Annotated in this window: 13 protein-coding genes; 7 read left to right on the top strand and 6 right to left on the bottom strand. The window is 62.0% G+C overall.

Features of this window, described 5'->3' with window-relative positions; genetic code table 11:
- Positions 1 to 199: 199 nt before the first annotated feature.
- Positions 200 to 529, bottom strand: a complete 330-nt coding sequence (gene trxA, locus M0746_RS26825; protein ID WP_003206727.1) for a thioredoxin TrxA — start codon at positions 527 to 529, stop codon at positions 200 to 202.
- 120 nt (positions 530 to 649) lie between these two features.
- Positions 650 to 1,357, bottom strand: a complete 708-nt coding sequence (locus M0746_RS26820; protein ID WP_258451210.1) for a FadR/GntR family transcriptional regulator — start codon at positions 1,355 to 1,357, stop codon at positions 650 to 652.
- 257 nt (positions 1,358 to 1,614) lie between these two features.
- Here M0746_RS26820 and M0746_RS26815 point away from each other — a divergent pair, with 257 nt between their 5' ends.
- The 5 genes from M0746_RS26815 (at position 1,615) to ppx (ending at position 6,199) form a co-directional block, all read left to right on the top strand.
- Positions 1,615 to 2,400, top strand: coding sequence for a transporter substrate-binding domain-containing protein (locus M0746_RS26815; RefSeq protein WP_258451209.1), 786 nt, complete (start codon positions 1,615 to 1,617; stop codon positions 2,398 to 2,400).
- 22 nt (positions 2,401 to 2,422) lie between these two features.
- Entirely contained in the window at positions 2,423 to 3,091 is a 669-nt protein-coding gene (locus M0746_RS26810) for an amino acid ABC transporter permease (RefSeq protein WP_090287369.1), read from the top strand.
- On the top strand, positions 3,088 to 3,738 hold the full coding sequence (locus tag M0746_RS26805; RefSeq protein WP_208939309.1) for an amino acid ABC transporter permease: 651 nt from the start codon (positions 3,088 to 3,090) through the stop codon (positions 3,736 to 3,738). Before M0746_RS26810 ends, M0746_RS26805 begins: the two co-directional genes overlap by 4 nt.
- Positions 3,725 to 4,462 (top strand): amino acid ABC transporter ATP-binding protein, encoded by a 738-nt coding sequence (locus M0746_RS26800; protein WP_203419941.1) that lies wholly within the window; start codon positions 3,725 to 3,727, stop codon positions 4,460 to 4,462. The genes M0746_RS26805 and M0746_RS26800 overlap by 14 nt, the downstream gene beginning before the upstream one ends.
- 234 nt (positions 4,463 to 4,696) lie before the next feature.
- The gene (gene ppx, locus M0746_RS26795; protein ID WP_208939308.1) at positions 4,697 to 6,199 is read left to right on the top strand and encodes an exopolyphosphatase; all 1,503 of its coding nucleotides are present in this window, start codon (positions 4,697 to 4,699) and stop codon (positions 6,197 to 6,199) included.
- A gap of 256 nt (positions 6,200 to 6,455) precedes the next feature.
- Here ppx and ppk1 read toward each other — a convergent pair whose 3' ends face one another.
- Together ppk1 and hemB are read right to left on the bottom strand one after the other, a co-directional pair.
- The gene (gene ppk1 / locus M0746_RS26790) at positions 6,456 to 8,681 is read right to left on the bottom strand and encodes a polyphosphate kinase 1 (protein ID WP_208939307.1); all 2,226 of its coding nucleotides are present in this window, start codon (positions 8,679 to 8,681) and stop codon (positions 6,456 to 6,458) included.
- 18 nt (positions 8,682 to 8,699) lie between these two features.
- Entirely contained in the window at positions 8,700 to 9,713 is a 1,014-nt protein-coding gene (gene hemB, locus M0746_RS26785) for a porphobilinogen synthase (protein ID WP_093097196.1), read from the bottom strand.
- A gap of 207 nt (positions 9,714 to 9,920) precedes the next feature.
- On the opposite strand from hemB, the gene M0746_RS26780 reads away from it, so the two are divergent.
- Together M0746_RS26780 and elbB are read left to right on the top strand one after the other, a co-directional pair.
- Complete coding sequence (locus M0746_RS26780; RefSeq protein ID WP_203419945.1) at positions 9,921 to 10,580, top strand: DedA family protein; 660 nt, start codon at positions 9,921 to 9,923, stop codon at positions 10,578 to 10,580.
- A 225-nt stretch (positions 10,581 to 10,805) separates the two neighbouring features.
- A complete protein-coding gene (gene elbB / locus M0746_RS26775; protein ID WP_258451208.1) occupies positions 10,806 to 11,474 on the top strand; it encodes an isoprenoid biosynthesis glyoxalase ElbB in 669 nt (222 codons plus the stop codon).
- A gap of 129 nt (positions 11,475 to 11,603) precedes the next feature.
- Here elbB and M0746_RS26770 read toward each other — a convergent pair whose 3' ends face one another.
- Together M0746_RS26770 and M0746_RS26765 are read right to left on the bottom strand one after the other, a co-directional pair.
- A complete protein-coding gene (locus M0746_RS26770; RefSeq protein WP_258451207.1) occupies positions 11,604 to 12,059 on the bottom strand; it encodes a YaiI/YqxD family protein in 456 nt (151 codons plus the stop codon).
- 95 nt (positions 12,060 to 12,154) lie between these two features.
- A complete protein-coding gene (locus M0746_RS26765; protein WP_258451206.1) occupies positions 12,155 to 14,050 on the bottom strand; it encodes an FTR1 family protein in 1,896 nt (631 codons plus the stop codon).
- Between the last annotated feature and the right edge of the window lie 66 nt (positions 14,051 to 14,116).

Genomic DNA, 14,116 nt, shown 5'->3' with positions numbered 1-14,116 from the left:
GCTTAATGAGGCCGCGCCGCGGAGAAGGCGACAGGATCGCGAACTAATTCGAAAAGGAGTGCGTCGGCGACGGCTAGCAGGGGGCAGTGGAGAAACCAGTGCGGGGCCGAATGTACCACCTGAGTTTCGGAGCGTCTAGCCCTGAATACGCAAAAAGCCCCGCGATTTGCGGGGCTTTTTTTAACGTTTACCGTGACGCTTAGATGTTGGCGTCGAGGAAAGCCGCCAGCTGCGACTTCGACAGTGCGCCGACCTTGGTCGCTTCAACGTTGCCGTTCTTGAACAGCATCAGCGTCGGGATACCGCGCACGCCGTGCTTGGCCGGGGTTTCCTGGTTTTCGTCGATGTTCAGTTTGGCGACGGTCAGCTTGCCCTTGTAGGTCTCGGCAATCTCGTCCAGAACCGGTGCGATCATTTTGCAAGGGCCGCACCATTCAGCCCAGTAGTCGACCAGGACAGCGCCTTCGGCCTTGAGTACGTCGGCTTCGAAGCTAGCGTCGCTAACGTGTTTGATCAGATCGCTGCTCATGGAATTCTCCAGGTTGTAAGCAAAAAAACGTGGCCCATCATAGCCGCCCTTCCCCTGTTCAGGAAGCCGCAGTTGATTGAGTCTTGCTATGGTGACTGATGAGTTTGGATATGGTTCAAGTCAGCCGGCGGCGGGGGCGATGAAGGTAATTCCGGTGCGCAGGGCGGCGTTGCGCACGTGTTCCTGCATGGCTTTCTGCGCCGCAGCTGACGCGCGGCGTGTGAGGGCGCGGAGGATCTTGCGGTGTTCCTGCCAGGTTTCCAGGGCGCGCTCGGCGCGGATGAACGGTAGTTTCTGGCTCTCGAGAAAGATTTCGGCGCTGGCCGTGAGGATGCTCAGCATCGCCTGATTGCCGCTGGCCAGCAGAATCCGTCGATGAAATTCGAAATCGAGTTTTGCCGCTGCTTCGAAATCGCCGGCGCGCAATTGCTCACGCATCGCCGCAACATTGTCCTCCAGCGCATCCAGGTCGAACGTACTCAACGTCACCGCCGCCAGCCCCGCGGCAAACCCTTCCAGCGCATAGCGCAACTGAAAGATATCCAGCGGCGAGGCCTGTGCCGCAAAGGCCCAGCCCGGTGCGCTGTCGCCATTGGCCAGTTCCACCGGGGCCTGCACGAACACCCCTTTGCCCGGCTGGATACTGACCACACCCAGCGCACTCAGCGACGACAGCGCCTCCCGCAACGACGCGCGGCTGACGCCCAGCTGCAGGGCCAGATCCCGTTGCGACGGCAAGGCATCGCCGGCGCCGAAGCCCTGTTCGGTGATCAGTTTGCGGATCGCTTGCAGCGCCACTTCGGGTACCGCACGGGAAATCGAGTTCATGGTTTTTCGGACGCGCCAGGGTCAATGTGCGGCTAGTTGTAAAACTATTCGGCGGGCCCGGCAAGTCGTGCCCCAGCGGGGTTCGGTGCGCACCGGCGATGCGCCATCGGGGTGCGAAAAGCCTCTTGACTGTTCAGACCAGTAAGACCGAACGAAGCCGCTGAAACCGCGGCCTGGGGCAATGAAAGCGCAGTCTTGGCACGGCCCATGCTCTGTCTGATCGCAGAAATCACTTCCCGCCGATCCGGAGATTGTCCATGACCCAGCGTTACAGCGCCCTCCTCGCTTCCCTGTTTGCCGGCCTGTTGCTGTGCCAGGCCCCCGCTCACGCCGACGGTCTGGACGACGTGGTCAAACGCGGCACACTGAAAGTCGCGGTGCCCCAGGACTTCCCGCCGTTCGGTTCGGTCGGCCCGGACATGAAACCCCGCGGCCTGGACATCGACACCGCGAAGCTGCTGGCCGACCAGCTCAAGGTCAAACTTGAGCTGACTCCGGTCAACAGCACCAACCGCATTCCGTTCCTCACAACCGGCAAGGTCGATCTGGTGATCTCCAGCCTCGGCAAGAACCCCGAGCGCGAGAAGGTCATCGACTTCTCCCGCGCCTACGCCCCGTTCTACCTCGCCGTGTTCGGCCCGCCGGACGCCGCGATCAGCACCCTCGACGACCTCAAAGGCAAAACCATCAGCGTCACCCGTGGCGCCATCGAAGACATCGAGCTGAGCAAAGTCGCCCCCGAAGGCGTCACGATCAAGCGCTTCGAGGACAACAACTCGACCATCGCCGCCTACCTCGCAGGGCAAGTCGACCTGATCGCCAGCGGCAACGTGGTGATGGTCGCGATCAGCGAGAAGAACCCGAAACGCGTGCCGGCACTGAAAGTGAAGCTCAAGGATTCTCCGGTGTATGTCGGCGTGAACAAGAACGAAGCCGCGCTGCTGGCCAAGGTCAACGACATCCTGACCACCGCCAAGGCTGACGGTGCGTTGGAAAAGAATGCGCAGACCTGGTTGAAAGAACCGCTGCCGGCCGATCTCTGATCGACGACGCGGGAGACTTCTCATGGCTTATCAGTTCGATTTCCTGCCGGTGGTGGAAAACACTGACCTGCTGCTGCGAGGCGCGCTGTTCACCCTTGAGCTGACCGCCATTGGTGCGGTGCTCGGGGTCGGCGTCGGCATTGTCGGCGCGCTGGTGCGGGCGTGGAATATCCGCCCGTTCGCGGCGATTTTCGGCGTCTACGTCGAGTTGATCCGCAACACGCCGTTTCTGGTGCAGTTGTTCTTTATTTTCTTCGGCTTGCCGTCGCTCGGCGTGCAGATTTCCGAGTGGCAGGCGGCGGTGCTGGCGATGGTGATCAACCTTGGCGCTTACTCGACCGAAATCATCCGTGCCGGCATTCAGGCGATTCCGCGCGGACAGCTGGAGGCGGCTGCCGCGCTGGCGATGAGTCGTTTTGAAGCGTTCCGGCATGTGGTGCTGCTGCCGGCGCTGGGCAAGGTCTGGCCGGCGCTGAGCAGCCAGATCATCATCGTCATGCTCGGCTCGGCGGTGTGTTCGCAGATCGCCACCGAAGAGCTGAGCTTCGCCGCCAACTTCATTCAGTCGCGCAACTTCCGCGCCTTTGAAACCTATGCGCTGACCACGCTGATCTATTTGTGCATGGCGCTGCTGATCCGCCAACTGCTCAACTGGATCGGCCGGCGCTATATCAGCAGGAGCCGGGCATGAGCGACTTCACCTTCTGGGACATCCTGCGCAACCTGCTCACCGGCCTGCAATGGACACTGGCGCTGTCGCTGGTGGCGTTCATTGGCGGCGGCATCGTCGGGTTGCTGATCCTGATCATGCGCATTTCGAAAAACTCGCTGCCGAGCAGCATTGCCCGGACCTGGATCGAGCTGTTTCAGGGCACGCCGCTGTTGATGCAGCTGTTTCTGGTGTTCTTCGGCGTGGCCCTGGCCGGGGTCGAAATCTCGCCGTGGATGGCCGCAGCGATTGCTCTGACCCTGTTCACCAGCGCCTATCTGGCGGAGATCTGGCGCGGTTGCGTCGAGTCGATCCCCCATGGCCAGTGGGAAGCCTCGGCGAGCCTGGCGCTCAATCCGCTGGAGCAATTGCGTTACGTGATCCTGCCGCAGGCGCTGCGCATCGCCGTGGCGCCGACCGTGGGCTTCTCGGTGCAGGTGGTCAAAGGCACTGCTGTGACCTCGATCATCGGCTTCACCGAACTGACCAAGACCGGCGGCATGCTCGCCAATGCCACGTTCGAACCGTTCATGGTCTACGGCCTCGTCGCCCTCGGCTATTTCCTGCTCTGCTACCCCTTGTCCCTCAGTGCGCGCTACCTGGAAAGGAGACTGCATGCCTCTGCTTAGAATTTCCGCCCTGCATAAATACTACGGCGATCACCACGTTCTCAAAGGCATCGACCTCAGCGTCGAGGAAGGCCAGGTGGTGGCGATCATCGGCCGCAGCGGCTCGGGCAAATCGACCCTGTTGCGCACGCTCAATGGGCTGGAGTCGATCAATGACGGGGTGATCGAAGTCGACGGCGAATACCTCGACGCCGCCCGCGCCGACCTGCGCAGCCTGCGGCAGAAAGTCGGCATGGTGTTTCAGCAGTTCAACCTGTTCCCGCACCTGACCGTGGGCGAAAACGTCATGCTCGCGCCCCAGGTGGTGCAGAAAGTGCCGAAGGCCAAAGCGGCCGAACTGGCGCGCGAGATGCTCGAGCGGGTCGGCCTGGGCGAGAAATTCGACGCCTTCCCGGATCGGCTGTCCGGCGGCCAGCAGCAGCGCGTAGCAATCGCCCGGGCCTTGGCGATGTCGCCCAAGGTGCTGTTGTGTGACGAGATCACCTCGGCGCTCGACCCGGAACTGGTTAACGAAGTGCTCGCCGTGGTCCGGCAACTGGCCAAGGAAGGCATGACGCTGATCATGGTCACCCACGAAATGCGCTTCGCCCGCGAAGTCGGCGACAAACTGGTGTTCATGCACCACGGCAAGGTGCATGAAGTGGGCGATCCGAAGGTCTTGTTCGCCAATCCGCAGACGGCGGAGCTGGCGAACTTTATTGGTACCGTCGAAGCGACTGCCTGAAAGATGTGTGGTGCCTTTGAGGGCCTCATCGCGGGCAAGCCCGCTCCCACAGGGTTCGATGCAGGAACAGAATCGTGCGTTCAGCGCTAAAACCTGTGGGAGCGGGCTTGCCCGCGATTGACCGCGCGGCGGTCACCGACTTTCATCGGTGTATCAAGGGTTTGCGCCGTGCGCGTTGGCGTCAGCGTGTGATCGTGGCACGATGGCAGGGTTATCGACCGAGACCCCCTGACCATGCCGCAATCCCAAGCCAAGAATCTGTCCCTGATCGCCGCAATCGACCTGGGCTCCAACAGCTTTCATATGGTCGTGGCCAAGGCCCAGAACGGCGAAATCCGCATCCTCGAGCGCCTCGGCGAGAAGGTGCAACTGGCCGCCGGCATCGACGACGCGCGCCAGCTCAACGAAGAATCGATGCAGCGCGGTCTCGACTGCCTCAAGCGCTTCGCTCAACTGATCAACGGTATGCCGCTGGGCGCCGTGCGCATCGTCGGTACCAACGCCCTGCGTGAAGCGCGCAACCGGATCGAATTCATTCACCGCGCCGAAGAAATCCTCGGCCACCCGGTGGAAGTCATCTCCGGCCGCGAAGAGGCACGTCTGATCTACCTCGGCGTTTCTCACACTCTCGCCGACACACCGGGCAAACGTCTGGTCGCCGACATCGGCGGCGGCAGTACCGAGTTCATCATTGGTCAGCGCTTCGAGCCACTGCTGCGCGAAAGTCTGCAGATGGGCTGCGTCAGCTTCACCCAGCGCTATTTCAAGGACGGCAAGATCACCCCGGCCCGTTACGCTCAGGCGTACACCGCGGCGCGGCTGGAGATCATGAGCATCGAGCATGCCTTGCACCGCCTGACCTGGGATGAAGCGATCGGCTCCTCGGGCACCATCCGCGCGATCGGCCTGGCGCTGAAGGCCGGCGGCCACGGCACCGGTGAAGTCAACGCCGAAGGCCTGGCCTGGCTCAAGCGCCGGCTGTTCAAGCTTGGCGATGTCGACAAGATCGATTTCGAAGGCATCAAACCTGACCGCCGCGCGATCTTCCCGGCCGGTCTGGCAATTCTCGAAGCAATCTTCGACGCCCTCGAACTGCAACGCATGGATCACTGCGAAGGCGCCCTGCGTGAAGGCGTGCTCTATGACCTGCTAGGCCGCCATCACCACGAGGACGTGCGCGAACGCACCCTGACCTCGCTGATGGAGCGCTACCACGTTGACCTCGAACAAGCGGCGCGGGTCGAACGCAAAGCCTTGCACGCGTTCGATCAGGTCGCGGCAGACTGGGAGCTGGATGACGGCATCTGGCGCGAACTGCTGGGCTGGGCGGCGAAAGTCCACGAAGTCGGCCTCGACATCGCGCACTATCACTATCACAAGCACGGCGCCTATCTGATCGAGCATTCGGACCTCGCCGGCTTTTCCCGCGAAGACCAGCAGATGCTCGCTCTGCTGGTACGCGGCCACCGGCGCAATATTCCCAAGGACAAGTTCGCCGAATTCGGCGATGACGGCATCAAGCTGATTCGCCTGTGCGTGCTGCTGCGCTTTGCCATCCTGTTCCACCATATTCGCGGCACGCAGGCGATGCCGCAGGTAGTGCTGCATGCCAATGGCGATAGCCTTGAGGTGGAATTCCCGGAGAACTGGCTGGATGAAAATCAGCTGACCCAGGCGGATTTCGGGCTTGAGGCGGACTGGCTGACGCGGGTGGGGATTGTGCTGACGGTTCACTGAGTTAAATCGCAGGCACAAAAAAGGCGATCCGTTGGGATCGCCTTTTTATTGGGCTTGGCTTGGGAGCGGAGGTGACGCTTTCCCCTCACCCCAGCCCTCTCCCGAGGGAGAGGGAGCCGATTTCCTTTGGCCTCAAGGTCTGAGTTCGACTCGGTATTTCAGGTCGGCGTAACTCGCCCATACAACCCGGTCAGTCCCCTCTCCCTCCGGGAGAGGGTTAGGGTGAGGGGCTCTTGCTTTTGCTCTCGGCTTTGCTTTAGCTGCTCACCGGCAAAATCGGACTCCCCAACCGCTCCAGCAACGTCGCCTGTGCACTGCGTGGGTTCTGGTTGCCGGTCGGCGTGTTGCGGATATAGCGACCGTCCGATTGCAGGCTCCAGCTGTGGGTGTTGTCGGTCAGGTACAGCTCCAGCTCTTTCTTCACGCGGGTCAGCAATTTTTTGCCTTCCACCGGGAAACAAGTCTCGACGCGCTTGTCGAGGTTGCGCTCCATCCAGTCGGCGCTGGAGAGGAACATCTGCTCGTCGCCGCCGTTGAGGAAATAGAACACCCGCGTGTGCTCGAGGAAGCGGCCGATAATCGAGCGCACGTGGATGTTGTGCGAAACCCCGGCGATGCCCGGCCGCAGGCAGCACATGCCGCGCACCACCAGATCGATGCGCACGCCCGACTGGCTGGCCTTGTACAGCGCGCGGATGATCTTCGGATCGGTCAGCGAGTTGAACTTGGCGATGATGTGCGCCGGTTTGCCGTCGAGCGCAAATTGCGTCTCGCGGGTGATCATGTCGAGCATGCCTTTCTTCAGGGTGAACGGCGCATGCAGCAGCTTTTTCATGCGCAGGGTCTTGCCCATGCCGATCAACTGGCTGAACAGTTTGCCGACGTCTTCGCACAAGGCGTCGTCGGAGGTCAGCAGGCTGTAGTCGGTGTAGAGCTTGGCGTTACCGGCGTGATAGTTACCGGTACCGAGGTGCGCGTAACGCACGATTTCGCCGGCCTCGCGACGCAGGATCAGCATCATCTTGGCGTGGGTCTTGAAGCCGACCACGCCGTAGATCACCACCGCACCGGCCGCTTGCAGGCGGCTGGCCAGTTGCAGGTTGGACTCTTCGTCAAACCGCGCACGCAGTTCGATGACCGCGGTGACTTCCTTGCCGTTCCGCGCGGCGTCCACCAGCGCATCGACGATCTCCGAGTTGGCGCCGGAGCGGTACAGCGTCTGACGCACAGCGAGAACGTGCGGGTCTTTCGCCGCCTGACGCAGCAGGTCGACCACCGGGGTGAACGACTCGAACGGGTGCAGCAGCAGGATGTCCTGCTTGCTGACCACGCTGAAGATGTTTTCGCTGTTCTGCAGCAGTTTCGGGATCTGCGGAGTGAACGGCGTGTATTGCAGCTCCGGGTGACTGTCCAGACCGGTGATGCTGAACAGGCGCGTCAGGTTGACCGGGCCGTTGACCTGATACAGCTCGGTCTCGCTCAGGTTGAACTGCTTGAGCAAGTAGTCCGAGAGGTGTTTCGGGCAGGTGTCGGCAACTTCCAGACGCACCGCATCACCGTAGCGCCGCGAGAACAACTCGCCACGCAGGGCGCGGGCCAGGTCTTCGACGTCTTCGGAGTCGAGCGCGAGGTCGGCGTTCCGGGTCAGCCGGAACTGGTAGCAGCCTTTTACCTTCATGCCCTGGAACAGGTCATCGGCGTGCGCATGAATCATCGACGACAGGAACACATAGTTGTCGCCGGCGCCGCCGACTTCTTCCGGGACCTTGATGATCCGTGGCAGCAGGCGCGGCGCCGGGATGATCGCCAGACCGGAGTCACGACCAAAGGCGTCGATACCTTCGAGCTCGACGATGAAGTTCAGGCTCTTGTTCACCAGCAACGGGAACGGGTGCGTCGGGTCGAGGCCGATCGGGGTGATGATCGGCGCGATCTCGTCGCGGAAATAACGGCGCACCCAGGTCTTGAGCTTGGTCGTCCAGTTGCGCCGACGGATGAAGCGCACCTGATGCTTTTCCAGTTCCGGCAGGAGGATGTCGTTGAGGATCGCGTACTGACGATCAACGTGACCGTGGACCAGCTCGCTGATCCGCGCCAGCGCCTGATGCGGCTGCAAGCCATCAGCGCCGGCCTGTTCACGGGCGAAGGTGATCTGCTTTTTCAGCCCGGCGACGCGGATTTCGAAGAATTCATCAAGGTTGCTGGAGAAGATCAGCAGGAACTTCAAGCGCTCCAGCAACGGGTAGGACTCGTCCAGCGCCTGCTCCAGCACGCGGATGTTGAACTGCAATTGCGAAAGCTCGCGGTGGATGTACAGGCTGCTGTCATCCAGACCGGGAATGGCAATCGCCGGCACCGCCGCTGCGGGTTCGGCGACCGGCGCGGGTGGCGCAGGCTCGAGTTCCGGCGGAGTCTCGGCGATCTGTTCGACCACCGGTTGAGCTTCTTTTACGGCAACTTCAGTGAGTCCTTCGGTATTCATCGCATGTTCCTGGGAGGGCTATTTCTGCTCTCGTAACAATTGAGCGGCACGAACGGCAAAGTAAGTCAGGATGCCATCTGCGCCGGCACGTTTAAAGGCGGTCAGTGATTCAAGAATCACCGCTTCGCTCAACCAGCCATTCTGAATGGCGGCCATGTGCATGGCGTACTCGCCACTGACCTGATAGACGAAGGTCGGCACCTTGAAGGCATCTTTGACCCGAAAAAGAATGTCCAGGTACGGCATGCCGGGCTTGACCATGACCATGTCCGCGCCTTCGGCCAAGTCCGCACCGACTTCGTGCAGCGCTTCGTCGCTGTTGGCCGGGTCCATCTGGTAGGAGGCCTTGTTGGCTTTGCCGAGGTTGCTGGCCGAGCCGACCGCATCGCGGAACGGGCCGTAATAGGCGCTGGCGTATTTGGCCGAGTAGGCCATGATCCGCACGTTGACGTGGCCGGCAATTTCCAGCGCTTCACGAATGGCCTGAATGCGACCGTCCATCATGTCCGACGGTGCTACGACTTGCGCACCGGCTTCGGCATGGGACAGCGCCTGGCGGACCAGTGCGTCGACGGTGATGTCGTTCTGCACGTAGCCCTCTTCGTCGAGGATGCCGTCCTGGCCGTGAGTAGTGAACGGATCCAGCGCCACGTCGGTAATGACGCCCAGTTCCGGAAAACGCTGACGCAGCGCGCGCGTAGCGCGCTGAGCAATGCCTTGCGGGTTCCAGGCTTCGGCAGCGTCGAGGGATTTGAGTTCCGGTGGAGTGACCGGGAACAGCGCCAGTGCCGGAATCCCCAACTCGACCCACTTGGCCGCTTCTTCGAGCAGCAAGTCGATCGTCAGCCGCTCCACGCCCGGCATCGACGCCACGGCTTCGCGGCGATTTTCACCGTCGAGCACGAACACCGGCAGGATCAGGTCATCGACCGTCAGCACGTTTTCCCGTACCAGCCGACGCGAAAAATCATCACGGCGGTTGCGACGCAGACGAGTGGCAGGGAACAGACGATTGGCGGGGGTAAAGCTCACGGCGGACTCCTGAGCCCGGGCAAACGGGCGAGCGTGACAGTTATAGACGGCCATTATGACCAACAGGTGACAGTTATGTGTGCCCCGTGTCACGTAGCCGCATTCCATTGTCAGCGTAGGAAATGTTCACGTCGAGACACATTTGGACACTTTCATGAATGTGTCCGAAGGGTTAGGCTGCGCGTTCATTTCGCCAGCACCCAGACAATGCTCCAACAATTTCTGCACGACTTTGGCTACTTTGCCTTGTTTCTCGGCACGTTCTTCGAAGGCGAAACCATTCTGGTGCTCGCAGGCTTCCTCGCGTTCCGCGGATACATGGACATCAACCTGGTGGTGGTCGTGGCCTTCTGCGGCAGTTATGCCGGCGATCAGCTGTGGTACTTCCTCGGCCGCAAGCACGGGCGCAAACTGCTCGCGCGCAAACCGCGCTGGCAGCTGATGGGCGACCGTGCGCTGGAGCACATCCGCAAGCATCCGGACATCTGGGTCCTGAGTTTCCGTTTCGTCTATGGTCTGCGCACGGTGATGCCGGTGGCGATCGGCCTGTCGGGTTACCCGCCGGGCCGTTATCTGTTGCTCAACGGCATCGGCGCGGCGATCTGGGCCACGGCACTGGCAGCGGCGGCGTATCACTTCGGTGCGGTGCTCGAAGGCATGCTCGGCAGCATCAAGAAATACGAGCTGTGGGTACTGGGCGCCTTGCTGATTCTCGGCCTCGGGCTGTGGCTGCGCCGACGCTTCAAGAATGCGCGCCTGGCCAAACAGATTTATCAGGACGAGCAACTGGCCAAAGCCGCCGAGGCCGAACAGTTGCGCAACGCTGAAGCGTCCAGCCCAGCCGAACCCAAGACCCCGACCGAATAAAGCGCCGCACGCTCTCATGCCTGCGGCCATGCCCAGTGCGCCGGGTCTTCACTCCCCCCTGTTTCTCCTCCCGGCACGCTTGCGTCGCCCGCAAAAAATGAACACCCCGCCGCCGTTGCGATCCATGAAGAGAGGGTTCTGTGCCCGATACCGCCGCCCGTTCCGCCTATGGCAACGCGCGACGATTTAGTGGACATTGAGCGCCATGAATCTGGAGAGAAACCCATGAGCAAAAAAGTTGCAGTGATCCTGTCCGGCAGTGGCGTCTACGACGGCGCCGAGATCCAGGAAAGCGTCATCACCCTGCTGCGCCTCGATCAACGTGGCGCGCAGGTGCAGTGCTTCGCGCCGAACATCGCGCAATTGCATGTGATCAATCACCTGACCGGCGAGGAGATGCCCGAGTCGCGCAATGTGCTGGTGGAATCGGCGCGCATTGCCCGGGGCAACGTTAAGGACATCCGCGACGCCGACGTCGAGGAGTTCGACGCGCTGATCGTGCCGGGTGGTTTCGGTGCGGCGAAAAATCTTTCGAATTTCGCCATCGAAGGCGCTGGCTGCAGCGTGCAACCTGAAGTGCTGGCCCTGGCCGAGGCGTTTGCCGAAGCGGGCAAGCCAGTCGGGCTGATCTGCATTTCCCCGGCGCTGGCAGCGAAGATCTACGGCCCGGGCGTGATCTGCACCATCGGCAACGATGCCGACACCGCCGCAGCCATGAGCAAAATGGGCGCGACTCACGAAGAGTGCGCGGTGACCGAGATCGTCGAAGACAAGGCGCGCAAGCTCGTCACTACCCCGGCCTACATGCTGGCGCAGACCATCAGTGAAGCGGCGTCGGGCATCAACAAACTGGTCGACCGCGTGCTCGAGTTGACCCACGAAAACGACGCCTGATCATTGCCTGCATGCAAACCCGACTGTGGGAGCGAGCCTGCTCGCGAAAGCGCTAGATCAGGCAACTCTGTGTTGAATGACCCACCGTCTTCGCGAGCAGGCTCGCTCCCACAGGGACTTGTGTAGGGCTCAGGGCTTGCGGATGAGCCGGGTCAGAATCCGGTCCAGCGCATTGGCAAACGCCTGCTTCTCCCGTTCGCCAAACGGCGCCGGGCCGCCACTGACCTGCCCCTGTTCACGCAGATCGGTGAACAGGTTGCGCACCGCCAGGCGCTCACCCATGTTCTGCGCATCGAACTCCTTGCCGCGCGGATCCAGCGCTGCCACGCCTTTCTTCACCAAGCGGTCGGCCAACGGGATATCGCTGCAGATCACCAGCTCACCGGGCACCGCATGCTCGACCAGATAATCGTCAGCCGCATCCGGCCCGCTCGGCACCACGATCAGTTTGACGATTGCCAGCCCCGGCTTGGTTTGTGGCTGCCCGGCCACCAGCACCACTTCGAACTGGCGCTTGAGGGCGAATTTCACCACCAGATCCTTCGCCGCCCGCGGGCAGGCGTCGGCATCGATCCAGACACGCATTTTCTTTCTCCAAAAACAAAGGCTCGCCCCCACAGGATACACACCGACCCTGTGGGAGCGAGCCTGCTCGCGAAGTGAGCGCCAGCGAATGCTGGTTAAACGGCGACGCGGCGTTTCTCAGCCATCCAGCTACGCCCATACAGCACAACAATCGCCACAATCGCCACCGCCTGCGCCGCCAACGAATAGGCATCGGCGTGAATACCCAGCCAGTCGAAGTCGAAAAACGCTACCGGCCGTGTGCCGAAGATCCCGGCCTCTTGCAGTGCTTTCACGCCATGACCGGCAAACACCACCGACAACGCGCACAGCAGCGCCGCGTTGATGCTGAAGAACAGCGTCAGCGGCAGCTTCGCCGAACCGCGCAGGATCACCCACGCCAGCCCGACCAGCAGCACCAGCGCCGTCGCCCCGCCCGCCAGCACGGCGTTGTGCCCGGCAGGTCCGGCCTGCAGCCACAGGGTTTCGTAGAACAGGATCACTTCGAACAGCTCGCGATACACCGAGAAGAACGCGAGGATCGCAAAACCGAAACGCCCACCACCGCCGACCAGACTGCTCTTGATGTAATCCTGCCAGGCGGCCGCATGCCGGCGATCGTGCATCCACACACCGAGCCACAACACCATGACACTGGCGAACAGAGCCGTCGCACCCTCAAGCAATTCACGCTGCGAACCGCTGACATCAATCACGTACGCCGCCAGCGCCCAGGTGCCCAGGCCGGCCAGCAATGCCAGCCCCCAGCCAACGTTGACGCTGCGCACCGCCGATTGCTGGCCGGTATTGCGCAGGAACGCGAGGATCGCCGCCAGCACCAGAATCGCTTCCAGGCCTTCGCGCAGCAGAATCAGCAGCCCGGAGATGTAGCTCAGCGACCAGCTCAGGCCATCGCTGCCCAACAGGCCGGCCGACTCCTTGAGTTTGGCCTTGGCCGCGTCCAGACGTTGCTCGGCCTGCTCGACCGGCAGGCCGTCCTGCAAGGATTGCCGATACGCCATCAGCGATTTTTCGGTGTCCTTGCGCACGTTGGCGTCGACGTTATCCAGCGAACTTTCGACCAGCTCGAAGCCTTCCAGGTAAGCCGCCACCGACAGGTCGTACGCCTGATCGTGCTCACCGGCGCGGTACGCCGCCAGACTCTTGTCCAGCGTCGCCGCGGTGTAGTCGAGCAACTGCGCCGGGCCACGCTTGACCTGCGGCGGCTGCGCCCGTTGCGCACGGAACGTCGCCGCAGCTTGCGGGCCTTCAGCGGCCTGCACTTCGGCGGGAGTCTGGCGGGCCAGATCGGCGATGTTGTAGGTCTTGTCGGCTTTTGCCGCCGTGGCATCGGCACTGAAACCGGCGATGTAGGTCGCCAGATCCCAGCGTTGCCGATCGTCGAGCTGATCGGCAAACGCCGGCATGTCAGTGCCTTCGACGCCTTGGCCGAGGGTGTTGTAAATCGCGTACAGGCTCAGATGATCGAGCCGCGCCGCGTCACGCAGATTCGCCGGCGCCGGAGACATGCCGAGCGCGGCCGGGCCGTCACCGGCACCGCTGTCGCCGTGGCACACCGAGCAGTTCTGCGCATACAGCGGTGCGCCGCGAGTCGGGTCGGGGGTGATGATCGGCGCCTGGCTGACTTCGTATGCCACCGCCAGTTGCGCACCCAATTGCCGCGCCTGCCGCGCCACATCGGCACCGTCCTGCCTGGCGCTGATCGCAGTGTGCAAGGCGCTGACGCCCTGCTCCAGTGCAGCTTTTTCCGGTTTGGCCGGCATGCCGGCAATCAACCCTTGCAGCGCTTGGGTGAATTCCAGTTGCTCGCGGTATTCGGCGTCATCGACGACCTTTCCCGCCTCGACTGTTGGCGGGTAATCCGCGCTGATGTAATCGAGCAGGTGCAACGCCTGCGGCGCGCCTTCCACGGTTTCGGCCAGCAGCGGCAGGCTGCTCAGGGCCAACAACGGGAACAGCAGCCAGGCCAGCAATCGGGACGAGGCAGTCATGAACGAATCTCAAATGGAAATGCGAAGTTACATATTGTTCACTTCGAAGGCGTTTCCCTCAAGCTT

Source organism: Pseudomonas sp. S11P7 (assembly GCF_023195435.1).
Lineage (GTDB): Bacteria > Pseudomonadota > Gammaproteobacteria > Pseudomonadales > Pseudomonadaceae > Aquipseudomonas > Aquipseudomonas fluorescens_G.
This window is presented reverse-complemented; position numbering and strand designations above follow the sequence as displayed.